At 42.9% G+C, this 25,952-nt stretch carries 26 protein-coding genes; 5 read left to right on the top strand and 21 right to left on the bottom strand.

Translation table 11 applies throughout. The annotated features are described in order from the left end of the window. Positions 1-13: 13 nt before the first annotated feature. Entirely contained in the window at positions 14-838 is an 825-nt protein-coding gene (locus QR42_RS06130; protein ID WP_039177972.1) for a M55 family metallopeptidase, read from the bottom strand. A 189-nt stretch (positions 839-1,027) separates the two neighbouring features. Then, positions 1,028-1,852 (bottom strand): pyrroline-5-carboxylate reductase ProG, encoded by an 825-nt coding sequence (gene proG / locus QR42_RS06125; RefSeq protein WP_039177970.1) that lies wholly within the window; start codon positions 1,850-1,852, stop codon positions 1,028-1,030. Positions 1,853-2,020: 168 nt separating this feature from the next. Here proG and QR42_RS06120 point away from each other — a divergent pair, with 168 nt between their 5' ends. Next, positions 2,021-3,307, top strand: a complete 1,287-nt coding sequence (locus QR42_RS06120) for a S1C family serine protease (protein ID WP_039177969.1) — start codon at positions 2,021-2,023, stop codon at positions 3,305-3,307. A 31-nt stretch (positions 3,308-3,338) separates the two neighbouring features. On the opposite strand, the gene QR42_RS06115 is transcribed toward QR42_RS06120, so the two are convergent. Continuing rightward, positions 3,339-4,295 carry a ring-cleaving dioxygenase gene (locus QR42_RS06115; RefSeq protein WP_039177967.1) on the bottom strand — a complete coding sequence of 319 codons (957 nt, stop codon included), beginning with the start codon at positions 4,293-4,295 and terminating at the stop codon, positions 3,339-3,341. A 329-nt stretch (positions 4,296-4,624) separates the two neighbouring features. On the opposite strand from QR42_RS06115, the gene QR42_RS06110 reads away from it, so the two are divergent. Next, entirely contained in the window at positions 4,625-5,950 is a 1,326-nt protein-coding gene (locus QR42_RS06110) for an APC family permease (RefSeq protein ID WP_039177966.1), read from the top strand. 13 nt (positions 5,951-5,963) lie between these two features. Here the strand turns inward: QR42_RS06110 and QR42_RS06105 are convergent, their stop codons facing one another. The 18 genes from QR42_RS06105 to ggt all read right to left on the bottom strand — a co-directional run bounded on the left by QR42_RS06105 (position 5,964) and on the right by ggt (position 23,306). After that, the gene (locus QR42_RS06105) at positions 5,964-6,293 is read right to left on the bottom strand and encodes a hypothetical protein (RefSeq protein ID WP_024426788.1); all 330 of its coding nucleotides are present in this window, start codon (positions 6,291-6,293) and stop codon (positions 5,964-5,966) included. A 63-nt stretch (positions 6,294-6,356) separates the two neighbouring features. After that, positions 6,357-7,313: a sugar-binding transcriptional regulator gene (locus QR42_RS06100; RefSeq protein WP_024424944.1), complete on the bottom strand. Its 957-nt coding sequence runs from the start codon at positions 7,311-7,313 to the stop codon at positions 6,357-6,359. Positions 7,314-7,406: 93 nt separating this feature from the next. Further along, positions 7,407-8,192 (bottom strand): SDR family NAD(P)-dependent oxidoreductase, encoded by a 786-nt coding sequence (locus QR42_RS06095; RefSeq protein ID WP_039177963.1) that lies wholly within the window; start codon positions 8,190-8,192, stop codon positions 7,407-7,409. Beyond that, on the bottom strand, positions 8,170-8,865 hold the full coding sequence (locus tag QR42_RS06090) for an SDR family NAD(P)-dependent oxidoreductase (protein WP_039177961.1): 696 nt from the start codon (positions 8,863-8,865) through the stop codon (positions 8,170-8,172). Before QR42_RS06090 ends, QR42_RS06095 begins: the two co-directional genes overlap by 23 nt. Before the next feature lie 31 nt (positions 8,866-8,896). Next, positions 8,897-10,279 carry a dihydrolipoyl dehydrogenase gene (gene lpdA, locus QR42_RS06085; protein ID WP_039177959.1) on the bottom strand — a complete coding sequence of 461 codons (1,383 nt, stop codon included), beginning with the start codon at positions 10,277-10,279 and terminating at the stop codon, positions 8,897-8,899. A gap of 12 nt (positions 10,280-10,291) precedes the next feature. Continuing rightward, complete coding sequence (locus QR42_RS06080; RefSeq protein ID WP_039177957.1) at positions 10,292-11,617, bottom strand: dihydrolipoamide acetyltransferase family protein; 1,326 nt, start codon at positions 11,615-11,617, stop codon at positions 10,292-10,294. A 17-nt stretch (positions 11,618-11,634) separates the two neighbouring features. Then, entirely contained in the window at positions 11,635-12,615 is a 981-nt protein-coding gene (locus tag QR42_RS06075; RefSeq protein ID WP_034281944.1) for an alpha-ketoacid dehydrogenase subunit beta, read from the bottom strand. Between the two features lie 31 nt (positions 12,616-12,646). Further along, on the bottom strand, positions 12,647-13,630 hold the full coding sequence (pdhA, locus tag QR42_RS06070; RefSeq protein WP_039177954.1) for a pyruvate dehydrogenase (acetyl-transferring) E1 component subunit alpha: 984 nt from the start codon (positions 13,628-13,630) through the stop codon (positions 12,647-12,649). 180 nt (positions 13,631-13,810) lie between these two features. Beyond that, entirely contained in the window at positions 13,811-14,842 is a 1,032-nt protein-coding gene (locus QR42_RS06065; RefSeq protein WP_039177952.1) for an alcohol dehydrogenase catalytic domain-containing protein, read from the bottom strand. After that, positions 14,839-15,285, bottom strand: a complete 447-nt coding sequence (locus QR42_RS06060; RefSeq protein ID WP_039177951.1) for a hypothetical protein — start codon at positions 15,283-15,285, stop codon at positions 14,839-14,841. Before QR42_RS06060 ends, QR42_RS06065 begins: the two co-directional genes overlap by 4 nt. 61 nt (positions 15,286-15,346) lie before the next feature. Continuing rightward, positions 15,347-15,625 (bottom strand): PTS sugar transporter subunit IIB, encoded by a 279-nt coding sequence (locus QR42_RS06055; RefSeq protein WP_039177949.1) that lies wholly within the window; start codon positions 15,623-15,625, stop codon positions 15,347-15,349. Between the two features lie 19 nt (positions 15,626-15,644). After that, the gene (locus QR42_RS06050) at positions 15,645-17,018 is read right to left on the bottom strand and encodes a PTS galactitol transporter subunit IIC (protein WP_025093457.1); all 1,374 of its coding nucleotides are present in this window, start codon (positions 17,016-17,018) and stop codon (positions 15,645-15,647) included. A gap of 53 nt (positions 17,019-17,071) precedes the next feature. Next, entirely contained in the window at positions 17,072-17,539 is a 468-nt protein-coding gene (locus QR42_RS06045; protein ID WP_039177947.1) for a PTS sugar transporter subunit IIA, read from the bottom strand. Positions 17,540-17,778: 239 nt separating this feature from the next. Then, positions 17,779-18,510, bottom strand: a complete 732-nt coding sequence (locus tag QR42_RS06040; RefSeq protein ID WP_052196518.1) for a sulfate/molybdate ABC transporter ATP-binding protein — start codon at positions 18,508-18,510, stop codon at positions 17,779-17,781. Between the two features lie 15 nt (positions 18,511-18,525). Beyond that, complete coding sequence (cysW, locus tag QR42_RS06035; RefSeq protein ID WP_039177945.1) at positions 18,526-19,395, bottom strand: sulfate ABC transporter permease subunit CysW; 870 nt, start codon at positions 19,393-19,395, stop codon at positions 18,526-18,528. Positions 19,396-19,400: 5 nt separating this feature from the next. Then, positions 19,401-20,246, bottom strand: a complete 846-nt coding sequence (cysT, locus tag QR42_RS06030; protein ID WP_039177942.1) for a sulfate ABC transporter permease subunit CysT — start codon at positions 20,244-20,246, stop codon at positions 19,401-19,403. A gap of 11 nt (positions 20,247-20,257) precedes the next feature. Then, positions 20,258-21,295 carry a sulfate ABC transporter substrate-binding protein gene (locus QR42_RS06025; RefSeq protein ID WP_039177940.1) on the bottom strand — a complete coding sequence of 346 codons (1,038 nt, stop codon included), beginning with the start codon at positions 21,293-21,295 and terminating at the stop codon, positions 20,258-20,260. A 259-nt stretch (positions 21,296-21,554) separates the two neighbouring features. Continuing rightward, positions 21,555-23,306, bottom strand: a complete 1,752-nt coding sequence (gene ggt / locus QR42_RS06020; RefSeq protein ID WP_039177938.1) for a gamma-glutamyltransferase — start codon at positions 23,304-23,306, stop codon at positions 21,555-21,557. A gap of 228 nt (positions 23,307-23,534) precedes the next feature. Here ggt and QR42_RS06015 point away from each other — a divergent pair, with 228 nt between their 5' ends. From QR42_RS06015 to QR42_RS06005, 3 genes are all read left to right on the top strand, one after another. Beyond that, entirely contained in the window at positions 23,535-23,993 is a 459-nt protein-coding gene (locus tag QR42_RS06015; protein ID WP_039177937.1) for an ASCH domain-containing protein, read from the top strand. A gap of 206 nt (positions 23,994-24,199) precedes the next feature. Then, positions 24,200-24,817, top strand: a complete 618-nt coding sequence (locus QR42_RS06010) for a DUF47 domain-containing protein (RefSeq protein ID WP_024426775.1) — start codon at positions 24,200-24,202, stop codon at positions 24,815-24,817. A 15-nt stretch (positions 24,818-24,832) separates the two neighbouring features. Further along, on the top strand, positions 24,833-25,831 hold the full coding sequence (locus tag QR42_RS06005; protein WP_017359158.1) for an inorganic phosphate transporter: 999 nt from the start codon (positions 24,833-24,835) through the stop codon (positions 25,829-25,831). The last annotated feature ends 121 nt before the right edge of the window (positions 25,832-25,952 follow it).

Here is a 25,952-nt window from a genome sequence, read left to right as displayed (position 1 = left end):
GTCTCCCCCTCGCTTAACAAAATGTTGTACGTGCGGCAAGCTCTGTCATGACAAGCATCGCTTGATAGGCTTCTAATATATTCTCTGCTTGGTACGTTACCATTGTTGTTCCTTCTATGATGGCAGTACCCGGCATTAAATTCGCCCATTCAGCTTGTCCATAGTTGGCAAACTCAATCTTAAGCAGCGGCTGATCAGGAGGCGTCAGCGGGTTCATTTGATCAATCTGTTTCATCGCGGCTTCCACTTGCTGCGAGATTTGTTTATTGACTTTGGCAGGAGGTAAGCATTTCACAGCAGATCTTGAGATGGTCTCTTTCACCGCTACTGTCTTTACACCAGGCATCAGCTCTTCTGCCTCAAGTGCTGCTTGATCATCCCCGCAAACAAGAATCACTGGAACACCATAGTAGCCTGCAATATACGCATTAAAGCCCATTTCACCAATTGGATGATCATTTATGTAAAAATGTCTGACCCCAAAAATCATACTGTGCGACATCACACCTTTCATTGATGCTCTTGCATGATAGCCTAAAAAAACAGCTGCATCATAGGTTTGATCCAACCCTTGCACCATTGAATAAGGCTTTACATCACCTGATATGAGAACTGCCTCTTCATGCAGTTCTTCGATCAAAAGATTATTCATTTTAGAATGACTGTCATTCACCAAAATGTCGGTGGCACCATGCTGAATAAGCGCCTCTACACAGGCGTTCACTTCACCTGTCATAATGCGTCTGCCCCGCTCATAATTATGCTGGCGTGAATCAACAAATGTATGATCAGCTAGACCAGTAATTCCCTCCATATCGACAGATAGATAGAGCTTCATTCCCATCCCCCTTTAATTAAACATAAAATTTGTGTATATTTTTCTAAATTTTCTAAAAAATTATATGAGAACTTGATTGATTTTTCAATACAATGTCTGAAAATAAGGAATTTAGACTTAGATAATACAGGTCAAAAGACTATTTCAGAAAGGATTTTTTTAACAAATAAAACACCACTAACTATGTCTTTAGTGGTGTTTATCCGCTTCATTAATCTGCGATTTCAGCTGTTCATATTTCTTCATGGTTTGTGTAAATAAATCATCAAACATCTGAGGTGCCTGCTGTTGAATGACCTCAGCACCTTCTCCTGTAATTCCCCCTTTTGTCGCCACTCTATCGACAGTTTCAGCAAAGGTGAGACCTCGTTCTACAAGGATCTGGCCTGTCCCTAAAAGGGCATACGTTAAAAATTCATTCGCTTCCTCTAAGGAAAGATCACTATTTCTCACAGCGGCTTTCGCCATTTCTTCAAACAGAGCAGCAATAAAACCAGGAGATGAGCTTGTCAAATTGCTTGCCGCATCAAACCGGTCTTCCTCTACCTCCCTGACGATGCTAAAAGCTGAAAGCAGACGGTGTAAACGCTCCTTGTTCTCACGCCCTGCGGCTGCACCATGCGCAACAAGGGATACGCCTGTGCCAACAGCTGACGTGAGTGTTGGGATGTATCTAGACACTAGCTGTGTTGTATGCGCTTGTAACTTTTCTAATGTCACAGCTGCTGCTACTGACACAATATGTACCGCTTTCGCTTTAGATGGCAGCTGATCTAGAACATCTAGTACAGCAAGCGGCGGCACGCAGACAAACAATATATCACATGACGCAGAAAGTTCGTCTAATGAACAAATGTTGATTTCTTGGTGCTTTTCTTTAAGCTGATGCAGGCGTTCCGTTTCACTTCTTGTATGGATCATGATTTGATGAGCATCTAGCACCCCATTTTCCAACCACTTTTGCACCATCATATCAGCCATACTTCCATATCCAATAATTCCGATTGTCTCCACAGTTTAAACTCCTCTATTTACTAAGATTCACTACTTATTTTAACAATTTCCCACAATGTTTTCATTTTTATCCCACACTTTTTTCTTACGATAAAATCAGTCACCACCACATACGGTAAAACACCTTGAACACATACATGAAAAAATCAATGAAAGAGAGTGATTCGGATGACTCACAAAGATGACAAACAAACTATTGAACAACCTCAAAAACAGAAGAAGCCAAATGGCTGGTTTAAACCATTCGTCAGCGGTGTTGTGGGCGGTATATTAGCGTTAGGTGTCTACGTTCTTACACCGTATGCTCAGCATTCATCAGACAGCACTGCAAATGATTCGGCAGCGAAAACAGAAGCAGTATCGACAAATCACACGAATTCGTCAAAAACAACAGCCGTCCAAACATCAAATTCATCAAACAGCATTTCCAGCATGGTCGAAAATGTATCACCAGCAATTGTCGGCATTACAAACTACCAAGCACAAACTCAAACAGACACGAGCTTTGGCGATTTCAGTAACCCTTTCGATGAATCACAGCAAAACAAAAGCAGTCAAGAGGAAAAAACCGGTACAGGCTCAGGAGTGATTTTCAAAAAATCAGGCAATAAAGCCTATATCTTAACAAACAACCACGTCATTGAAGGGGCAAACAAACTCACCGTATCCTTACACGATGGCAAAACCATTGAAGGAAAACTGGTCGGAGCTGATCCGCTCACTGACCTAGCTGTTGTGGAAATTAGCAGCAGTCATGTGACGAAGGTGGCGGCATTAGGCAATTCCTCCTCACTGCGTGCTGGAGAAACTGTCATCGCAATCGGAAACCCGCTTGGTGAAGACCTTTCAAGAACGGTGACACAAGGAATTGTCAGCGGTGTCGACCGAACAGTCTCTATGAACACATCAGCAGGCGAAAGCAGCATTAATGTCATTCAAACAGATGCAGCCATTAATCCAGGTAACAGCGGCGGCCCGCTTCTGACGACAGACGGAAAGGTTGTGGGGATCACGAGTATGAAAATCTCTGAAACAGGTGTGGAAGGCATTGGATTCGCGCTGCCAATCAATGATGTCAAACCAATCGCTGATCAGCTTCTCGCTAAAGGAAAAATTGAACGTCCATATATCGGCATCAGCATGCTGGATCTCGAACAAGTTCCAGATGTGTATCAGAAAGAAACACTCGGACTTAAAAGCAGTCAGCTCGATCAAGGCGTGTATGTCAAAGAAATCGCCGCTGGCTCACCTGCCGCCAAAGCAGGCTTAAAGTCAGAGGATGTCATTACCGCCATCAATGGAATACAAATCAAAACTGGCAGCGAATTACGTCACGAGCTATACACGAATACAAAAGTAGGAGACACCGTGAGCATCACCCTCATTCGAAACGGAAAACAAGAAACAAAACAGGTCACATTAACACAATCTGAATCTAAGCAGGTCAGTTCCTAATGAAAAAACAGCTCAATTATGAGCTGTTTTTTTATGACGATTGAATTGGCGTTAATCTTTGTTCAATTTCTGCTCGTTTATGCTCTAGGAATGGCGGAAGGGCTAATTGATCGCCAAGTACATCCACCCCTTCATCGACTGTAAACCCAGGACCATCTGTTGAAATTTCAAATAAAATACCATTTGGCTCTCTAAAGTAAAGAGCTTTAAAGTAAAAACGTTCTACAACACCAGAATTCGTAAAGCCTGCTTTTGATATTTTTTCATACCATTTTTCAAGCTCTTCTGCATCCTTTACGCGGAATGCGACATGATGCACACTTCCTCTGCCGGAACGTTCAGAAGGCCCTCCTGTTTTTTCAATCACATGAATTTCTGTTCCAGCACCGCCATTTCCTGACTCAAAAATGGTCACGATCTCACCATCATTTGATTGTTCACGTGCTCTTTCGGTGAAACCAAGGATGTCTGTTAAAACACGGATCGTCTTATCAGCTTCTGCAACGGTTAATTCAACTGGACCTAAACCTCTAATCGCATACTCTGCAGGAATATCATCATGCACTGGCGGTGAGCCTTCTTCTTGTGCGTTCGGTTCTACTGTTAAAAACAGCTGCTGCCCTTCTGGGTCTTTAAAACGTAAGGCAGGTCTTCCGCCTCTCAAGGAAGCTGTTTCTTGCTGTACGCCTTTATCTTCAAACCGCTTTTCCCAAAACGTGAGTGCCTCTTCAGAAGAAACGAGAAGGCCTGTGCTTGTGATCGCATTTGTCCCTTCCAAACGGCGGGCAAGCATTGGAATCTCAAAGAATGTAAGCTCTGTTCCTGGTGAAGCAACCTCATCTCCATAAAACAAGTGATACATAGACGGGTCATCTTGATTGACTGTTTTCTTTACAAGTTTCAAGCCAAGAATTTGGCGATAGAAATCAACATTCTTCTGAGCATTGGCTGTTAACGCAGATACGTGGTGAATCCCATTGATTTTCATTATTTTCACTCCTATTTTTAATTATCTCGAATTCGAGATAATTTCCTTATGAATAAAATAGTTCATTTTTCAAGAAAAGTCAACCATTTAACTGTACGTTTACTGGATGTTCGGTTTCTGGACATTAAATTAACATTAAATCGAAAATAATCTTTCATTGTTCGTTTTTAACACAACATTCACCCTGATATCTCCAATAAACGAACACTTTCAATCACAAATACGAAAATCAGAAAATTTTTTTAATTCTTGTTTTCCTAAAATCGTATTACAATGAACAAAATACATGTCACAGTAACGTACGAAATTGATGCAGGAGGTCGTGTGTAATGAACAAAGAACAACCAGCGTTAAAACAAGACATCGGCTTATTTTTCGCCCTATCTCTTGTCATCGGGACCATTATCGGGTCAGGCGTCTTTATGAAGCCAGGCAACGTCCTTTCCTATTCAGGGAGCTCAGACATCGCATTATTCGCTTGGCTGTTAGGTGGAATCTTAACCCTTGCAGGCGGACTGACTGTCGCTGAAATTGGTACACAAATCCCGAGAACCGGCGGTTTATACGCCTATCTTGAAGAAGTGTATGGTGAATTTTGGGGCTACTTATGCGGCTGGGTACAGATTATTATTTACGGACCCGCCATCATTGGTGCACTTGGTCTTTATTTTGGTTCATTATTAGCCAATTTATTTTCGCTTTCGACTTTATGGTCTACAACGATCGGCATTATCACCGTTTTATTTTTATGTATCATCAACATCATGGGAACAAAATACGGCGGATTTGTTCAGGGGCTGACCACTATTGGAAAGCTTGTCCCGATTGCCGCTATTATTGTGTTTGGCATATGGAAAGGTAACGAAAACATCTTCATGGCTGTCAACGATAGTATCGCTCAAATGAACTTCGGTGCAGCGATTTTGGCTACGTTATTTGCTTATGATGGCTGGATTTTACTTGCTGCGCTTGGTGGAGAAATGAAAAACCCTGAGAAACTGCTTCCTCGCGCGATGGCAGGCGGAATTTTAATTGTGACGGCTTGTTATCTCTTTATTAATGTCGCACTTTTGCACGTGCTGCCAGCTGATCAAATCGTCCAGCTAGGTGAAAATGCGACAAGCACTGCTGCTACCATGCTCTTTGGACCAATTGGCGGGAAAATCATTAGTATTGGGATCATCATCAGTATCTTTGGCTGTTTGAACGGAAAGGTTCTTTCATTCCCACGTGTGATTTTTGCGATGGCAGAACGAAAGCAGATTCCTTTCGCCAACGCGATTTCCCGTATTCACCCAACATTTAAAACACCTTGGATCGCTGTATTTGTGCAAATTTTGATCGCCATTGTGTTTATGATCGTCAGTAATCCCGAGAAGCTGTCTGAAGTATCGATTTTCATGATTTACATCTTTTATGTCATGGCCTTTTTCGCCGTCTTTAAGCTGAGAAAACAAAACAGCGGAATGAAGCGTGCGTACAGTGTACCACTTTACCCGCTGACACCAATCATTGCGATTATCGGTTCATTATTCGTCTTAATCAGCACCATGATCACCGATTGGAAAAGCTGTCTGATCTCCATGCTGATCGGCATGGCTGGACTGCCTATTTATTATTATATGAAAAAAACACAAAATAAAGCAGAGCACTAATCAGTGCTCTGCTTCATTTTTTATATTGTTTGATCACTTTATATGATTCGTTTAAATATCTCATGAGCCGGTATGGCTTACTAAGCACGCGGATTGGGAGCCTTGAGATAAATCCATTCAGGTTCGACTTATATTCCTGCGTGATCCGCTTTGGCTTTGTCGCTATTTTTTCATATACTTCTTTGTAAAATTCCTTCATGATGTCGACTTGCACACTGATCTTTTGATGACACTCTGTACACTCAACGCTTTTCATCTGATCATTCACATAAACGATGCTGTGGAGGGTCTCTTCTTGGCACCGAGTACAATGTAGGTTTGCTTCCATTTCGGTTTTCTTCAAGATACACAGCTCCTTTCTCGTTTGATGTTGCTCTTGTTATACCATTCGAACGCTGCAAGCCTTTTATTGCACGGATGCTTCCTTTAAAATGGCTGCCGCCGTTAGTTCGTCTGTCACCAGTACTTGGATGAAGCCGCCATTTAAAGCCCCTAAAATACTTTCAGCTTTATGGGTTCCTTCTACAACAGCGATGACCGTTTTGACGCTCTTTAATTGTTCCAGCGATAAGCCTATGACCTTTTGATTCAGTTCATCTTGGACAGGTTTTCCTTCTCCATCAAAGAAACGAAAACCAATATCACCGACAGCGCCTGATTGCCTTAAACCAGATAAATCCTCTTCTTTTAAATAACCGACTGTTTTTAAAGTCGACCCTTTATGCGGGTTGCCAATACCGATGAGGGCAATATCCACATTTCTGCCTTCTTCAAGCACAGCTTCTATGTCCTGCATCGCCATGAGCCGTTCTTTTAATTCTTCTGTTTCTAAAATCGCAGGGGCATATAAATAGGAACACGTGCCGTTCATTTTCTTTGCCAGCTCATATGCCAGCTGATTGGCATGAATATCGACTGCCTGCCTGCCCATTCCGCCCTCTAAAGGAATGACCTTCACATCGTTTCTTCGTTCAAACGGATATTCTTTGACAAGCTCAGCAAGCGTCGTCCCCCATGAAATACCGATTTTCTCCGCATTTTTCATGTTTTTAGACAAATAATAGGCGCCTGCTTGACCGACTGCCCGCTTCACCATCTCGGACATTGTCCCAACACTTGGGACAACGACCGCATCTGTTAATTGAAAGGTTGTTTCCAGCTGCTTCTCAAGTTCCACTGTATGAATGCTTTCGTCTTTAATGTACACTTCAACGATTCCCACATCTTTTGCTTTTTGTAAGAGCTTTGAAATGACTGGTCTTGAGACATTGAGCTTTTTTGCAATTTCTTGCTGCGTCCACCCGTCTGTATAATAAAGATGAGCAACTTTGACGAGCTGTCGTCTTTCTTCCCAATTCAGCATGTGACATCATCCTTTTAATATACTATGATTACCAGTATATCAAACATTCGTTTCCAATTGGAACAATTGTTATGAAAATGACAAAAAGAGCGATTAACTCTCCGCTCTTTTTCCCTCAGTATATTTCGGCTGATACGTTCTCCCACCGTCTAACAAGATAATTTGTCCGTGCAAATAACTCCCCTCATCACGTGTGAGAAATAAAGTGAGTCCCGCGATATCATCAGGTTTTCCTAACCTTCCGATGGGAATGAGTGATTGCAGCTGCCGTTTCTCCTCAACAGTCGGATAGAGTGTATCAAGCATTTGAGATTCAATCACGCGGGGAGCAATCACATTGATGCGTATATGATGGGAGCCTAGGTCCTTTACGAGCGATCGCATCAATCCAAAAGCACCTGCTTTTGATGCATAATATTGAATACCGCCGCCTGAGCCGGTGATGGCCGATCCCGATCCAATAATGACAACACTGCCTTCCTCCCGCTCACACATATAGGGTGCCAACGCTTTGATGCAATAGTAAAGACCATATAAGTTCACAGCCAATGTCTTTTTCCAGAGTGAAAAATCGACTTCTAAAAAAGGTAGTGATTTTGTCATTCCTGCTGAATACACAAGATGAGCAATACCGCCCAGCTCCCTTTCAGCTGCTGATATCATTTGCTGAACACTTTCCCACGATGAAACGTCAGCTTGAAATATCAGCAGCTGAGGATACTGTGTCTTTAAGAGCGAAAGTCCCTTTTCATCTATATCTGACACAGCAACTGGCTGTCCTTCTTTTAAAAAACGCTCAGCTATTTCTTTTCCGATCCCTTGTGCTCCGCCAACGATGAGAACTGGTTTTTGATCATTAGCCAGCGCTCTCACCCCCATCAAGCATAATCGCCACGCCATCTGTAAATGCACCATAGGATGTACTGAGGAACACCGTCATATGGGCCACAGTCTCCTTGATTTGCTCTGTATCAGGAACCAAATCGAGAGGCGGAGGCAGCAGCGCAAGCACCCGAATGCCTTTGTCTTTAAATTCTCTCGCTAACCCTTTTGTCATGGCATTCAGCATAGAATTCGAAGTAGCATGCGAGATCCCGCCATCTCCTGTGATACTGCCTGATGACGATATATTAATGATGCAGCCTTGCTTCTGATCAACCATATGCCATACGGCAGCCTGACTGGAAAGAAAGACGGTATTCACAGCCGATTCCACTTCATCTACCCATCCATCAGGGCTCACGTCATCAAGCTCTGCGCACGCTCCTTGCTCTGCTTGATTGACCAGAATATCCAGTTTACCGCATGTATCAATCACTTGCCTCAGCATCCGTGTCGCATCATGCGGCGTTTCCAGCGGGTTCTGAATAATACTCGCTTGACCGCCCATTTTTTGAATGTCTTCACGAATGGTTTTAGCCTTTGATTCATCATGAAACGTGTGTAAAAAAACATGTGCACCTGCCTGGGCTAAAGCCAGGCAGATGGCTTCTCCAAATCCATCTGTGCTACCTGTCACAAGTGCCGCTTTCTGATGAAGCTGGACGTGCACACGTATCTCCTCCCTATCCCTTGTTTGGCCATTATTTTCTCAGCTTACTCACGATATCAAGTGCTGCTTCATAAAAACCTTCTGAGATGGTCGGATGCGGATGAATCATTTTCGCCATCTCTTCTGCTGTTCCTTCTAAATACATAAAGGAGGAAGCTTCTGAAATCATCTCTGTGACGTGCGGGCCAACCATCGTCGCGCCAATCACTTCACCATAGGCTGTATCGTATACCAATTTAATAAAGCCTGTTTGCTCACCTGCCGCTAGTGCTTTACCGCTTGCCGCTAAATCAAATCGTTCTGCCCGCACGTTAAGTCCTTTGGCTTTTGCCTCTTTCTCAGTCAGACCGACACTTGCTACCTCTGGTAATGTATAAATACATCTAGGCATGATATCAGCATTCATTTTTTCAGACACACCGCAAATATTACTGACCGCAACAGCCGCCTCTGCCATCGCTGCATGAGCCAGTTGATAGCCGCCCGCAACATCCCCAACTGCATAGACACCTTCAACGCTTGTCTGCATCTTGTCGTTCACCTTGATAAAAGGACCATCCAGCTGAAGATCAAGCTGGCTGACAGCAGAAACAGCAGGTCTTCTTCCTACACAAACAAGCAGTCTTTCAGCCGTAAAGATATGCGTCTCCCCTTTATCGTCTGATGCATGAACCGCTTTGACTCCTTCGCTTTCCGTTACCTCTGTCACAGTGGTTTTCTTCGCGATATGGATGCCTTTTTTCTTTAATTCTCTTTCTAGCAGCTTAGATGCTTCCTCGTCTTCTTGCGGAATAATGGACGGAGCTGCTTCAATAATCGTGACTTTTGATTGAAGGCTCTGGAAGATACAAGCCAGCTCAAGTCCAATGACACCGCCGCCAATGATGACGACAGAAGCAGGAATATCTGGGATGTCAAAGATCGTATCACTTGTGTCAAATTGAATGTCTTTAAGGCCCGGTATTGGCGGAATAGCGGGTGAAGATCCAGTGGCAATCATGAGCTCTTTCGTTTCAATCAATTCTGAACCATCTTGTTTTTCAATCCCAATCTGGTGTCTTGTCACAGCTGTACCTCTGCCGTTATATACATCAATCTTTCCTTGGTTTAATAAAAAGGCAATTCCGCCTCTGAGCTTTTCAATGACGTCATCTTTGCGCTTTCTCATTTTATCGAAGGAAAGGACCAAATCACCTGTTTCAATTCCCCAGCTTTTCGCCTTCTCAATTGATTCAATGACTTCTGCATGTTTGAGCAGTGTCTTTGAAGGAATGCAGCCACGATTTAAACAAGTACCGCCAAGAAAATCCTCTTCAATCAATGCGACCTTCCGTCCACGCTCAGCTGCTTGAAGGGCGGCAGTATATCCGCCAGGCCCTCCGCCAATGACTGTCAGATCATACGTTTTCGTCATCCGATTCATCTCCTACATTAGCAATTCAAATGGTTGTTCAAGCACTTTTTTAAGGTCTGTTAAAAAGGCAGCCGCTGGTGCGCCATCTACCACTCGGTGATCAAACGATAAACTAACGCCCATCATCGGCCGCACCTGAATTTCTCCATCTACCACAACAGGTTTTTCTTGAATGCGCCCAACGCCTAAGATCGCCACTTCTGGCTGATTAATAATCGGGGTAAAGGTATCAATGGCATACATACCTAAGTTACTAATGGTAAAAGTGGACCCTTTCAGCTGGTCTGGCAGCAGTTTTTGGTCACGTGCGTTTCGGCCGATTTCTTTCGCCTCTTTTGTCAGCTGTTTTAACCCTTTTTGGTTCGCATGAGAAATGACTGGAACCATTAAGCCATCTTTTACAGCGACAGCGAGACCAATGTGCACATCATCATGGAAATGGAGCTCATTTTGTTCAAACGTCATATTGATATGCGGGTGGCGCGTGAGTACATTGCTAACCGCATGAATGATAATTTCTGTGAACGACAGTCTGTAGCCTGTCTCTTTTTCAATCGCTGGCAATAGCTGTTTGCGTACTTCTTTTGTTTTTGTCATATCGATTTCACTTGTTAATGTCACGTGCGGTGCTGTAAAGGCACTTTGTGACATGCGATCAGCAATCACTTTTCTCATACCAGCTAGTTTTTGTGTTTTCACTGGAGAAGACTCAGCTGTTTGTGCAGCTGCTGCCGTTACATCACTCTTCATAATTTTTCCGTGCGCACCAGATCCAGCAACATTCGCTAAATCGATTCCTTCACGAGCAGCCACTTTCTCTGCTAGAGGTGACACGCGCTGATCTTTCTCATTAGAGTGGACAGCCGCCTCGACGTCCCGCTTTTGAACTCTGCCTTTAGGTCCTGTGCCAGATACCTCATGAATCGCCACATGATGATCCTTTGCCGTTTTTCTCGCCGCAGGAGTGGCACGCACTTTTTCATTAGGTGTTTTTGGGGCTTCAGTAGAACTGGATGAAGCCGTGTCTGATGAAGCCGATTCGCTGCTCCCGGATGAATCTTCATCTGATTGTGCTGGCGGTTCGCTTGGCACCTGTTCATTTGCCTCTCCGATATATCCAATGACAGCATTGACTGGAATTTGATCATCGGCTTCATAATATTTCTTTAGAAAAATACCATCATCATAGGCTTCCACTTCGATATTGATCTTGTCTGTCATAATTTCAAAAAGAGGCTCACCGATTTCAACCGAATCTCCTTCTTCTTTAAACCATTGAAGCAAGGTGCCGACTTCCATCGTACTGCTTAGCTTCGGCATAAATATCTCTTTTGGCATGATCTTCTCCCCTTTACTTAAGAGCGCACAAGCTCTTTTGCTGCTTCAATAATATCTGGCACTTGTGGAATGACCGCTTTTTCCAGCGTCGGGTTGTATGGTATTGGAACCGCAAGACCGCCAAGTCGTTTAATTGGAGCATCTAAGTAGTCAAAGGCTTCACTTTCCGCTATCATACTTGCAATCTCTCCGCCATAGCCGCCTCGTTTTACCGCTTCATGAACCACGATACATTTACCTGTTTTCTTCACAGATTCGATAATCGTTTCTTCATCTAATGGGACAAGTGTTCTTGGGTCAATGATTTCAACATCGATTCCCTCTGCTTCTAGTTCCTTCGCCGCTTCTAACGCTTTGTGAACCATAATCGCTGTTGCTACAATCGTGACGTCTTTCCCGCTTCTTTTCACATCTGCTTTTCCTAGAGGAATTGAATATTGCTCTTCAGGCACTTCACCGATTGTTTTATATAAAAGCTTGTGCTCGTAGAAAATGACAGGGTTGTCATCATCCATCGCTGCTTTTAAAAGACCTTTTGCATCATAGGCTGTTGAAGGCTGAACCACTTTGAGTCCTGGAATATGTGCCATCCACGCTTCTAAGCTTTGTGAGTGCTGCGCCGCTGCACCCGTTCCCGATCCTGCTGGCGTTCTTACAACAAGCGGCACCTTCCCTTTTCCGCCAAACATGTATCGTGTTTTGGCTGCTTGGTTCACAAGCTGATCCATTGCGATTGTAATAAAGTCAGAGAATTGAAGTTCTAAAATCGGACGCATACCGGTTAAAGCCGCTCCGACTGCCCCACCTGCGATGGCAGCCTCTGAGATAGGTGTATTGCGAACGCGCTCTGGCCCAAATTCTTCAATCATGCCGCGCGTGACCCCAAAAGCACCTCCATATACGCCAATATCTTCACCTAAAATGAAGACATCTTGGTTTTCTCTCATTTCCTGACTCATAGCCTCTCGAACGGCTTCTAAATATGAAATCTCTCTCACTGTTGTTTTTGTCACGTGATTCCCCTCCTAATTAGGCGTATACATCCTCTAATAGTGTGTCGATTGACGGTTCTTTACTGTTTTTGGCGAATTCTACAGACGCTTCAATTTCCTGCTTCGCTTCTTCCTGTAAGCTTGCTGCCTGCTCTTCTGTCAAAACATTCAGTTCAATCAAAAGAGACTTAAAGCGTTTGATGCCGTCTTTTTGTCTCCACTCTGTCTCTTCTTCACGTGTACGGTATTTTTTCGCATCACTCTTAGAGTGACCCTTCCAGCGGTACGTTTTCATTTCAATAAGTGATGGGCCTTCTCCCGCTCTCGCACGGCTGACTGCTTCATCAACTGTGTTCATAATTTCAACCATGTCATTTCCATCAACTGTTTTCCCTGGCATTCCGTAGCTTTCTGCTCTTGTTGAAATATCTTCAATGTTGATCATTTCTTTCACAGGGCCAGACATGCCGTACTGGTTGTTTTCACAAATAAACACAACTGGTAAATCCCAAATAGACGCAAGGTTTAATGCTTCATGGAAGCTGCCTTCATTTGTGGCGCCATCTCCGAAGAAACAAAGAACAACAAAGCCTTCCTGCTTCATTTTAGATGTGAGCGCTGCACCTGTTGCCAGCGGGATACCGCCGCCAACGATTCCATTTGCCCCAAGGTTTCCTTTTTCTAAGTCCGCAATATGCATGGAGCCGCCTTTTCCTTTACAATAGCCGGTTTCACGTCCAAACAATTCAGCCATCATTTTATTGACCTCGGCCCCTTTTGCAATACAGTGACCATGTCCTCGGTGTGTGCTGACGATCTTATCTTTATCCTTTAACACTGCAATCGATCCAACAGCTGATGCTTCCTGTCCAACACATAAATGAGTGGTGCCATGGATAAGTCCTTTTGCAAAGAATTGATCGACCTTTTCATCAAAATATCTCACTAACCACATTTGTTTATATAAATCTGCTAACTTCTCATGACTAATCTGTTCAGGCAAAGTGATTTGTTTTTGCATTTCTTCTCTCCCCTTTACATTTGTTCTTGTATGTTACATTTGTAATTATCATACGTTTAAGTGTCAGCGAAGTCAAGCAATTCTCTCTCATTTTTAAGCGTTTTCATCTTTTGTCAGAAAAAAAGAGAAAGGCAAAGCCCTTTTCCAAAGAACTTCTCTTTCTCTTTTAATCTCCTACACTCATTCATCTGGATACATCATGATTTTGACGCTCTCACCCTCAGGATTCCTTGCGCATTTTATCGCCTGAAGCAGCTGGCTTAACGGATAACGGTGCGTCACCATCTTTTCAGTGTTGACCACTTTTGCTTTCAGAAGCTCAAGGGCTTCACGATAATGATATGGATGCGATGAATAGGCTCCTACTACCTTCACTTCATCATTGAAAAATCGTTCAGCAGGAATGGCCACATCTCCCTTTGGAAAATGAGCAAACACCAAAATCGTCCCGCCTCGCGCTACAGCTTGAAACGCCTCTTTTAAAAGCGCACTGCTCCCAACAGAAATAATAACGAGGTCTGCTCCCTTTCCATTTGTTTCTTTCATCACCCGGTTTTCCACTGGTTCAGCTGCTGGATGAAAAGCGGCATCTGCACCTAAACTTCTCGCACGCAGCAGCCTGTTCTCATTCACATCTGTTATCATCACTTTTCCAGCTAAATAATATTTGGCAAGCTGCAATTGAATACAGCCAATTTGCCCCGCTCCAAGGATCAAGACGGAATCTCCTGGATGAACAGGTGCTCGTTCAAATCCGTGCAGGCAGCAGGCAACGGGTTCTACCATCGCCCCTTGCTCATACGATACGTCTTTTGGAAGCTTGCCCATCGTGTGCTTGACATGCAAAGCAGGTATACGGATATATTCTGAAAACCCGCCTGGCTCTACATTTGTGGCTGTAAACTGCGGACACATCGTATAGAATCCCTTTTGACAAAAGTCACAGGTGAAACAAGGCACATGATGCGCCACATAGACCCTGTCCCCCGTCTGGACATGTGTCACTCGTGTGCCGGTCTCGACAATATCACCAGCGATTTCATGTCCCAGCACGGTCCCAGGAGGTACTGTCTCATGCGTTGCTTTATAAATATCCGTTCCGCATAAGCCGCAGGCTCGCAGCTTTAACAGAACTTCATCATCACCGATGGCTGGCCGGTTCCGCTCCTCATACCGAATGTCCTCTGAAGAATAAAAGACAGCTGATTTCATGTAGCGGCATCCTCCTTTTCATCACCCGTCGCAAAATCCTGTAACGTTTGAACAAGCTGCTTATACTCACTCATCTCACTTGATATCCAGTAGCGCCCTCCGAATATCCGGGCTGGTCCCACCCTGACATAGACTTTCCCAATATGAGGATATGGCTTTAAAAAAAGCTTTCCTTTAATATCAGACACTGCATATGTGTGCCATCTGCCAAAAGCCCCTATCTTCAGTTGATCTTCACTAATGACGACATTTGTCGGCTGGTTCAGTCCTGTGATACTAGACAGCATGAGAATCGGCAGTGTATAAACGCCCAGCACAGCTAACGGCTCAGGTCCTGCTGACCATAACGTATAAAGAGACCAGAGAAAAAACAGACAGATAAGCACAGCCGGAAGAAAAATAGACAACACTGCAGACGTTCGGCTATAAGCATGATGCTGCATGAGACTTCCTCCTTTCAAATCACTAGAAGGAGCCGCGAAAGCTCCTCCAGAAAATAGCCCTCTACTTGATATACTCTATGATTTTCTCGATATCATCTTCAATGCCAAATCCAGTTAAAAAGGATAATGTTTGAATCACAGGTGTCCCTTTTGTATCACTCACAGGCGTTGTTGTCACAATTAAATCGGCGCCCTCTGCTTTTTGCGGGACTTCAGATGCCTTACATTGTTCCACCACGACATCATATCCTTTTTCCTTTAACGTCTCTTCTACCTTTTTAGCCACAACCGTTGATGTTGCAACTGCCGTTCCGCATGATACTAATATTTTCTTCGCCATTAGAATCCCTCCAGCTCATTTATTGTTCTTTCTGATCTAAACCCATTTCTTTTGCATACTGCTTTTTAATATCATTTCGCACCCAGTACCATAGAAGCGCATAAGCCAGAGCACAGATAATCGCTGCAATAAAGTAAGGGTTGCTCGGATCAAGAAGTCTCACCATGATCCAAGGAATGACGTGAGAACCAAGGTCAATACCTGAAATCATGTTTGCCCCTTCTGGGAAATCAAAGCCGACGGCTTTCCCCATGGTCGTTGCAAGCGGTGCAAGGTTCGTTGCGATAAAGAAGACAATCATTAATGTAAAAATACTGTTAATAAGGCCGCGAATAATATTTCCACGAGCGGCTGCTACTGCCCAGACAACTGTAAATGGCAGAACCGATAAGTCAGCAAACGGAAGCATGCCATTGTAAGGCAGAACAACAGCGAGCAAAATCGTAATCGGCACCATTAAAAGGGCTACCGCCATATTCGCTGGATGACCAATGACAATCGCTGTATCTAAACCAATATAGACATTTTTCCCTGGGAAACGCTTTTGAATATAAGAACGAGCGCCCTCAGAGATTGGAATGAGTCCTTCCATTAATAACGCAACCATTCTTGGCATTAAGACAAGAACTGCTGCCATTTGAATCCCGAGTGTCATCACGCCTTTTGCATCATAGCCGCCGAGAAGACCAATAATGATACCAAGTATGAGACCCATCACAAGCGGTTCACCAAAGATGCCAAAGCGTTTCTTTAATGTTTCTGGATCAGCATGAATTTTGTTTAAACCAGGAATTTTATCAATGACGCGGTTGGACGCATACATCAGCGGTGCGAAGTTGACCGTTTCAGCATGAGCCATCGATACGCCTTTTAATCCAAAATGGTGTTCGATTGTCGGCGCTGTCCAATCGGCTAATTTAAGCGTGATCGCAGAAACAATCAAGCCAACAGCAAGAGCCAAGAACATATTATGATAAGCGTAGTAAGTAACAGAGGCTGCGAAAATTAAATGCCAGAAGTTCCAAATATCCACATTCAGTGTTTTCGTGAAGTTTACGGACAATAAAATCACATTTAACAAAAGCACAAGAGGAATCATGAGCGGGGCAACAGGTGTACCAAAGGATATGGCAGCGCCAATCGGCCATCCAACATCCAAAATGTCGAGCTTTAGTCCAAGGGAATTAACCATAGCTTTCGCTGCTGGCCCAAGACCGCTCACGAGCAAATTAATGACAAGATTGACACCGACAAATCCAATTCCGATCGTAATACCGGCCCTGAAGGATTTCTTAAAGCCCTGTCTTAAAATCATACCGAAAAGCGTCATAATAATCGGGAGCATAATAGTTGGTCCAAGGTCTAATATAAAATCGACGGCTTGCTTGATCATACATCCACCTCCTGAATTTTTCAGATAAAGCGCTTACATTATTTCATGAATGATTATTGGTTTAGCTCTTGTTGAAGCAAATGAGCCGCTTCTTCATAAGAGGTCATGTGAGACAGCTTTGTCATCACTTCTTCTTTTCTAAAAAGTGTCATGAGCTTCTCGAGCATCACAAGCTGTTTGCTAGGCTCAGAGATTGCTAGGACAAACACAATTTTGGCTTGCACTGTTTCATCGGGGCTCCCCATCTTATGAAACACGACAGGTTCCTTTAATGTAGCAACACTAATCGCCGGTTTGTTCACATGCTCAGGATCTGTATGCGGAATCGCTACCCCAAAAGTTGCAAGCGGGAGACCTGTAGGATATGTTTTTTCTCTTTCAAGCGCTGCAGGTAAATAGCTCGATTTAATGTACCCTCCAGCTTCTAACCTATCTGCTAAGTATGTCGTCACCTCCTCTCTCGAAGATGCTTCGAACTGCAGCGTAATCAGTTGTTCATTTAACTCAAACAAGTTATTCAAACAACCACCCCTTTCATTTGGTATAAACATGAACACATGTAACAAAAAAAAGAACATTTTAGAATAGAATCTTTTATAAAGCGCTTACAATATCAAGTTATTAAAAATGTTCAACGTTGTTACCTTTGTAAAGATATTATAATATTCGAAATTATAAGTCAATGTTCCTAGGGAAATTTTTATAAAAAAAAGACGCAGTGATCACTGCGTCTTTCCCTACTCACCTTCTATACTTCTTGTTAAATGTGGCTTCCTATATCTAAAAATTCAGATACAAATAGATTGTCAGTCTGTACTGCCATTTCTTCCTTTGTGCCAATTTTTTCGATTCTTCCTTCATTCATCACCACGACACGATCAGCAATATCGAATGCTTCTTCTTGATCATGTGTCACAAAAATAGTGGTCATTTGAAAGTCACGATGAACTTTTTTCAGCCAATGCCTTAATTCTTTCCTCACCTTTGTGTCAAGCGCACCAAAAGGTTCATCTAATAAAAGTGCCTTCGGCTGAACGGCAAGTGCTCGTGCCAGTGCTACACGCTGCTTTTGTCCGCCTGACAGCTGCTCTGGATAACGCTGCTCATACTGTGTGAGCTGAACAACCTCTAAAAGCTCATGCACCCGCTCTTTGATATCTTTTTTAGGCAGTCTTTCTCCTCTAGGTTTAATTTTCAGCCCATATGCCACATTATCAAAAACCGTCATATTTCGAAAAAGCGCATATTGCTGAAACACAAATCCAATCTGCCGCTTTCGTACTGGAACGTGTGTATAATCCTGATCTCCGAATAAAACTTGCCCGTTATTGGCGTAATCAAGACCTGCAATGATTCTTAATAACGTCGTCTTTCCAGAGCCAGATGGTCCTAATAAAGAAATCAATTCACCATTTCTTATCGATAAATCCACGTTTTGCAAAACCTTTGTCTGACCAAATTGTTTTGATATTTGTTTTGCTGTAATCCCCAAGGCCGATCCCTCCATTTATGTTGACCGCTTGCCAAGACGGTGATCCCTCTGCTGAATGATTTGTTTAATGATTAAAGTAATGACTGCCACAAATGCCATAAGAGACGCCACAGCAAAAGCGGCTTGAAATTGGTACTCATTGTATAAAATTTCGATATGAAGCGGTATCGTATTGGTCATCCCTCGAATATGACCTGATACAACCGACACAGCACCAAATTCACCAATCGCTCTTGCCCCGGCTAAAATAACGCCGTAAAAAAGAGCCCATTTGATATTTGGGAGTGTCACAAGGAAAAAAGTCTTCCATCCGTTTGCACCAAGTGTGAGTGATGCTTCCTCCTCATGAATGCCTTCATGCTGCATAAACGGGATTAATTCTCTAGCAATAAACGGAAATGTAACGAATATGGTTGCTAGAATCATGCCTGGTACAGAATAAATGACTTTCCATCCATTCTCCATAAGCCAAGGTCCTAAAAGCCCGTTTGAACCAAATAAAAGCACAAATACAAGTCCAGCAATCACAGGCGAAACGGCAAACGGGAGGTCAATTACAGTCGTCAACAAACGTTTGCCGCGGAAGTTAAATTTTGTGATAAGCCATGCAGCACTCACCCCGAAGATCATTTGAAGCGGCAAGGTGACGACGACAATGAAAACGGTCAATTTGATTGCCGCTAGTGTATCTGGATGTGAGATGGCCAGAAGGTATGAACTCCACCCTTTCTCAAATGCCTTTGAAAACACGGCGATCAGCGGTATGAGTAAAAATAAAATCAAAAAAGCATACACAACCGTAATTAATAGGATTTTCACCGCTTTAGATTCGGTTACAGGACTTTTATACTGAACATGATGCCGATGACTAAGCTCTCTCTCCAATGGTTTCACCTCACGTATACTTGTTTTTTCCGCTCAACATACCACTGAATGCCGTGAATCAATAACAGGATGAAAAACGAAAGAAGCAGCATCAAGCATGCAATCGCTGCTGCACCATGATAATCATATTGTTCAAGCTTGGACATGATCATCAGCGGTGTAATTTCTGTTTTAAACGGAATATTTCCAGCAATAAACACAACAGAGCCATATTCCCCTAGTGCTCTTGCAAACGCAAGTGAAAATCCAGTCATCACCGCAGGAAACAAAGCTGGCAGTAGCACGTGAAAAAAGGTCTGTCTCCTTGTCGCACCAAGAATCGCCGCAGCCTCTTCCACTTCCTGCTGCAGCCCTTCTATCACAGGCTGAACGGTTCGGATAACGAATGGTATGCCGATAAAAATAAGTGCCAAAATAATCCCAATCGGTGTGTATGCCACCTTTAAATGCAGAAATTGACCAATCCACCCATTTGGAGAATAAAGGGTGGTGAGAGCGATACCCGCAACAGCCGTTGGGAGCGCAAAAGGCAAATCGATGAGAGCATCTAAAATTTTCTTTCCGGGAAATGTGTACCTGGCGAGAACCCAGGCAATCAGTACACCAAACCCTGCATTGATGAGAGCAGCTGCAAAGGAAGTCGTCACGGTCAGCTGGAGCGACTTCAATACTCTTGCATCGGTAAACACCTTCCAAATCCCCTCTGCTCCTAATGAAGCCGTCCAAATAAATACCATGGATAAAGGAATGACGACAATCGCACTTACATAAACGAGCGTCACCCCAAGGCTCAGCCCAAATCCAGGCAATATACGTTTTCTTTTATTGGCGGCTGCATGTGTTTTCTTCATCACATCGCCCCCTATTTTTGTCCGCTGTATATTTGATCAAATAAGCCGCCATCATCAAAAAATCTTTTCTGCGCCTTTCTCCACCCGCCAAATGCTTGATCAATCGTCACCATATCAATCTTTTTAAACTGGTCTTTATATTTGTTTAAGACTTCTTGATTTCTAGGACGATAATAGTTTTTCGCCGCAATGTCCTGCCCTTTTTTAGAATATAAATAATCTAAATAAGCCTTTGCCACTTTCTCTGTTCCTTTACGTTTCACATTTTGATCGACGACCGCAACAGGCGGCTCTGCTAGAATACTAATCGATGGGGTGACAATCTCAAATTTGTCTTTGCCTAGTTCGTGCTGTGTTAAATAGGCTTCATTTTCCCATGCAATTAACACATCTCCAAGACCGCGTTCAACAAAGGTCGTTGTGGCCCCGCGTGCACCTGAATCAAGGACTTCGACATGTTCATATAGCTTTTTGACAAAATCCTTTGTTTTGTCTTCATTCCCATGAAATGTTTTATCGGCATAGGCCCATGCAGCTAAGTAATTCCATCTCGCACCGCCGGACGTTTTCGGATTTGGTGTAATGATGGACACACCTGGTTTAATCAAGTCGTCCCAGTCTTTAATATTTTTGGGGTTCCCTTTCTTCACAAGAAACACAATGGTGGATGTATAAGGAGTTGACTGATTTGGAAATTCTTTTTGCCAATCTTTCGAAAGCAGTCCGCGATCTGCAATCGCATCAATGTCATACCCTAAAGCCAGCGTTGCCACATCTGCCTCGAGTCCATCAATAATCGATCTTCCCTGCTTGCCTGATCCACCGTGAGACTGCTTGATCGTGACATCCTCACCTGTTTTGTCTTTCCAATACGTCTGAAAGGCTTGATTGTATTCCTGATACAATTCACGTGTAGGATCATACGAAACATTTAACAGCTCAACCTTCCCCTTTTGCTTTGAGGCTTCGTTTGCGTTTGAGCACGCAGCACTCGTCACAGCCAAGACCACTACGATGGTTACAACCGAGACCCATTTCCACTTTTTCACGTTATCCCGCTCCCCTGTTATCAAATAATAGTGACACCAACCTTGCCGTTTCATACGCAAAAAAGACCCTTAGCCACCTGAAATACATTACAGTCCTGTACTTCAAATTGCCAAGAGCCTTCGGTTGTCCGATCAGCTATGTATGATTGATGTTAGTCTATATATTATTCAAACTATTCACAGGTGTCAACTCTGTTTTTTCATTTAACAAAAAAGAAACGCCATCTTGAAGAGGCGCTTCTTTTCCCGGGAAATGGTTTTAATCGGCAGATAGCTTTAAATTGACACCAACAGCGGTTCCATTTCTCGAGGAGTCAGCTACTCCAGTAAATGTCCCTGCTTTTCGATCAATGAGTAAGGCTTGCACATTTCCTATATCAATAGGCGAACTGCCAAAACGGTGACCCATGTCATTTAGCTTCGTTCTCACATCAAGGGGAACTCCTACTTCGTAACGGTAAGAAGTTGGACTGTTTGTATATATCCGCGGCTCTTCCACTGCATCTTGAAGCTCCATATCGTATTCAAGCAAGTTTAGGATGGTTTGTGAAACAGAAGCAATAATGGTCGTTCCTCCAGGTGAGCCAACAGTCATGACCGGCTCGTTATCTTTGAATATGATCGTCGGAGTCATACTGGATAATGGACGTTTATTCGGCTGGACTTCATTTGCTCCGCCTGGTCTTGCGTCAAAATCTGTTAGTTCATTGTTTAAGAAAAAGCCATATTCCGGAACAAGAATCCCTGTACCAAATAACTGTTCAATGGTTGTTGTGAATGACACGACATTTCCCCACTGATCGGCAACAGTAAAATGAGTGGTCTCGCCAATGGTTTTATCTTCTGGCTGCGGGACAATCGGGGATGGATTCTTTTCATCCTCATAAGCCCATGGATCTCCTTCTTTCGGGTTTTTATTCATTTGATCTAATTGAATGAGAGAAGCTCTTTTTGAAATGTAATCATCGTCTAGTAGTCCTTTTAGTGGAACATCTACGAATTCGGGGTCGCCTGCATATGCAGCACGGTCAGCATAGGAGAGATGCATTGTTTCAGCAAGCAGCTGATATTTTTCGAATGATTTGGGGTCATATTGTGATAGATTGAAGTGATCTAGTATTTTGAGTATTTGCAGCATAAACACACCGCCTGAGCTTGGTGGAGGCATACTTGCAAGCTGGTATCCTTTATAGTCCCCCCAGATAGGCTTGTCAGTCTTGACCTCATAACGACCAATGTCATCAGTTGTCATCGTTCCGCCAAAATCTTGGACTGTATTTGCAAGTGCCTTTGCTACTTTTCCTTCATAAAATGCTTTACTTCCTTTTTTCGCAATGAGCTTAAATGTTTTGGCAAGGCCTGGCTGTACAAGCAGATCGCCTTCTTTGAGCGGCTGATCATCTGGAAGAAAGATTGGCGCTGCAGCCGTTTTTTTCAGCTTCCCTTGATGATCTTCAATGGCTTGTGCCAGAACAGAATCGATTTCAAATCCATCCTCTGCAAGCTTGATGGAAGGCTCAATCAATTCCTTCATCGAACGGGTCCCCCACTTATCCAATGCTGCCTCGAGACCTTTTACTGTCCCTGGAACACCAACCGCATTACCGTGTGAAGACCGCTCAGCAAATGGGATGACTTTTCCCTCGTCCGTTAAAAACATGTCAGGTGTTGCGCCCTGTGGTGCTCGTTCTCTACTATTGATGATGGATGTTTCTTTTGTCTTTCCATCATAAACCATCATAAAACCACCGCCGCCAATTCCAGACATCATTGGCTCTGTCACATTCAGTGCGTACTGGATGGCAACAGCAGCATCCACTGCGTTTCCACCTTTCTTCAATACATCAGCACCTACTTCTGATGCCAGCGGGTGAGCAGTAGCAACCATGCCATCTTTACCAACAGCTACTTTACTCCCATGAGATTCGTTCGCATTGACTTGGCTGACAGGCAGAAAAAACGAGAAAACAAACAGACATATGGACAAAACAGTTAGAGAAATGCGTTTCATGAACAACACCCCTTCCATATTCTTACTTTGACCTTACCGACTTCTTGACCAGAATACAATAGATTATTCTAAAATTTCTAAAATTTTCATCCTATCATCCTACATTTCCCAAATCGGACATTGTTTTTCAAAACATATGACGCACTCGATCATTAGGAATAAAGACACAGCATTTCCAACGATTCGGGTTCAAGGTATAATAAATACAACAAAGAGGGGGAAAAAACGGTGAACAACAAAAGCAGATTATTTTGGGAAGACTATTGGAAAGAGAAATCAGAACAAGCACCCGCTGACGCATTTGTATCGGCGTGGGCATTCGGATCAGATCCAGATCATTTACTTGATCTTGTCAAGCAAGGAAAGAAAACAGCCACTTGTTCTGGACACCTGTTTTATGAAAAGGAACAGGAGCCGCTTCCAAAACCCGGACAATATGCGGTCATTTTGGATAGCCAGGAAGAGCCAAAAGCCATCATTGAAATTACACATGTAGATGTCATGCCAATGAATGAAGTCCCCGAATCATTTGCAAAAGCAGAAGGTGAAGGCGATTTATCTTATGACTATTGGTATAGAGAACATAAAGAATTTTTCACAGAAGCACTCCAATCATACGGATTAGATTTCAAAGAGGATATGCTTCTTGTTTGTGAAAGGTTTAAGCTGATTCATTCGGCTTCTTAGCCTATAAGCGGTGCCAAAAATGGCCCGCTTTTTTCGTTGCTTTTCCCCTTTTAGAAAAAGGTGTGTTGAGATCACATCTTTAGGTCAGAATAAGATCAAATAGAAAAAGTGAAGAAATTTTCGACTACACCTGTTTTTTTTCGACAAAAGAATATATAATTATTTGATGTGTGCATTGTCTCATTTATACAATGGAGGGTTTTTACATGTTAAAAAGGAAAAAAGACAAGTTTTCCGTCTTGTTAACGGAAATTGCTAAAAATTTAGATGAAACTGCTGAGTATTTTGTTAGCTATAAAGTAACAAATCAAACCACTCTGAAAGAATTTTCTGACACATTGAAGGAATATGAGACAAAAGGTGATAATCATGTTCATACCATGATTAAAGAGCTGAACAAAGCCTTTATTACACCGATTGAACGTGAAGACATTCTTCAATTAACGAATAGCCTCGATGATGTTTTAGATGGAATTGAGCATTTTTCCGCAACATTAGAAATTTACTCAATCACAAGCTCTGACGAACATATCGACAAATTCAGCCACTACATCAGAGAGTGTGCGAAAGAAATTTTAATCACAATTGATTTACTAGCTGAAAATCGCTTGAAAGATATTCATCCGCACGCAATCAAGATTAAAGAGATTGAACATAATTGTGACAATCTTCATCGTAAATCATTAAAGAACTTGTTTGGAAAAGAAACAGATCCAATTAAGGTGATTCAATACAAAGAAATTTACGAAACACTTGAAGAAATCGCTGATTCCTGTCAAAGTGTTGCCAACAATCTAGAAACAATCATTATGAAGAATGCGTAACGGGGTTAGTTAAACATGGACACATTACTCATCCTTACCATACTTATTGTCATTTGTGCACTTGCTTTTGATTTCATTAACGGGTTCCACGATACAGCAAATGCCATTGCGACTTCAGTTTCAACGAAGGCATTAAAGCCTAGACATGCGATTATCATGGCAGCGTTCATGAACTTCTTAGGAGCAATGACATTTACAGGTGTGGCAAAATCCATTACAAAAGATATCGCAGATCCATTTACACTTCAAAACGGCTCTGTTGTGATCTTGGCTGCTTTAATTGCCGCCATCACATGGAACTTGCTTACTTGGTATTACGGGATTCCGAGTAGTTCTTCACATGCACTAATCGGATCAATTGCAGGAGCGGTTATTGCCTCTGCTGGTTTTGGCGCTTTAAACTATTCGGGATTCATTAAAATCATTCAAGCCCTTTTGCTTTCACCTATCCTAGCTTTCGTATTGGGATATATCGTGTATACCATTATCAAAATTATATTTAGAAACAACAATCTCGCAAAAACAAATAAACAATTCCGACGTGTTCAAATTTTAACGGCTGCACTGCAATCGTATACCCATGGAACAAACGATGCGCAAAAAGCGATGGGAATTATTACGATGGCTTTAATTGCAGGTAATTTGCATACAACAGACGACATTCCTTTCTGGGTACAATTCTCTTGTGCGCTTGCAATGGGACTCGGTACTTCTATTGGCGGCTGGAAGATTATCAAAACAGTCGGCGGTAAAATTATGAAAATTCGTCCAGTAAACGGAGTATCTGCCGACTTAACGGGTGCAGCTATTATCTTCGGTGCGACGTTTATTCACTTACCTGTTAGTACCACTCACGTGATCTCATCTTCTATTCTAGGTGTAGGTTCTGCACACAGAGTCAAAGGGGTAAACTGGGGTACGGCAAAACGTATGCTTGTCACTTGGGTGATTACATTACCGATTTCAGGAACTCTAGGAGCTCTTATATACTTTGTGTTAAATGCGATTCTCTAATTTCAAAGACCTGTCTGACAGGTCTTTTTTTATTTGTCTGCACACTTAAATATCCTTTCCCCGCAGGACATTTTTTCATGAAGCAGGGTTTCCAATCATATCCATAGAAATAAACAAGTAA

Source organism: Bacillus sp. WP8 (assembly GCF_000800825.1).
GTDB classification, from domain to species: domain Bacteria; phylum Bacillota; class Bacilli; order Bacillales; family Bacillaceae; genus Bacillus; species Bacillus safensis.
This window is presented reverse-complemented; position numbering and strand designations above follow the sequence as displayed.

Bases quoted from the DNA above. Each gene is read 5' to 3' on its own strand.
- QR42_RS06005 (WP_017359158.1), top strand. From the start codon at position 24,833: ATGGACACATTACTCATCCTTACCATACTTATTGTCATTTGTGCACTT.
- cysT (WP_039177942.1), bottom strand. From the start codon at position 20,246: ATGAAGAAAACACATGCAGCCGCCAATAAAAGAAAACGTATATTGCCT.
- QR42_RS06055 (WP_039177949.1), bottom strand. From the start codon at position 15,625: ATGGCGAAGAAAATATTAGTATCATGCGGAACGGCAGTTGCAACATCA.
- QR42_RS06080 (WP_039177957.1), bottom strand. From the start codon at position 11,617: ATGCCAAAAGAGATATTTATGCCGAAGCTAAGCAGTACGATGGAAGTC.
- pdhA (WP_039177954.1), bottom strand. From the start codon at position 13,630: ATGCAAAAACAAATCACTTTGCCTGAACAGATTAGTCATGAGAAGTTA.
- QR42_RS06120 (WP_039177969.1), top strand. From the start codon at position 2,021: ATGACTCACAAAGATGACAAACAAACTATTGAACAACCTCAAAAACAG.
- QR42_RS06010 (WP_024426775.1), top strand. From the start codon at position 24,200: ATGTTAAAAAGGAAAAAAGACAAGTTTTCCGTCTTGTTAACGGAAATT.
- ggt (WP_039177938.1), bottom strand. From the start codon at position 23,306: ATGAAACGCATTTCTCTAACTGTTTTGTCCATATGTCTGTTTGTTTTC.
- QR42_RS06100 (WP_024424944.1), bottom strand. From the start codon at position 7,313: ATGCTGAATTGGGAAGAAAGACGACAGCTCGTCAAAGTTGCTCATCTT.
- QR42_RS06060 (WP_039177951.1), bottom strand. From the start codon at position 15,285: ATGCAGCATCATGCTTATAGCCGAACGTCTGCAGTGTTGTCTATTTTT.
- QR42_RS06065 (WP_039177952.1), bottom strand. From the start codon at position 14,842: ATGAAATCAGCTGTCTTTTATTCTTCAGAGGACATTCGGTATGAGGAG.
- QR42_RS06095 (WP_039177963.1), bottom strand. From the start codon at position 8,192: ATGGGGGTGAGAGCGCTGGCTAATGATCAAAAACCAGTTCTCATCGTT.
- lpdA (WP_039177959.1), bottom strand. From the start codon at position 10,279: ATGACGAAAACGTATGATCTGACAGTCATTGGCGGAGGGCCTGGCGGA.
- QR42_RS06130 (WP_039177972.1), bottom strand. From the start codon at position 838: ATGAAGCTCTATCTATCTGTCGATATGGAGGGAATTACTGGTCTAGCT.
- QR42_RS06115 (WP_039177967.1), bottom strand. From the start codon at position 4,295: ATGAAAATCAATGGGATTCACCACGTATCTGCGTTAACAGCCAATGCT.
- QR42_RS06050 (WP_025093457.1), bottom strand. From the start codon at position 17,018: ATGATCAAGCAAGCCGTCGATTTTATATTAGACCTTGGACCAACTATT.
- QR42_RS06110 (WP_039177966.1), top strand. From the start codon at position 4,625: ATGAACAAAGAACAACCAGCGTTAAAACAAGACATCGGCTTATTTTTC.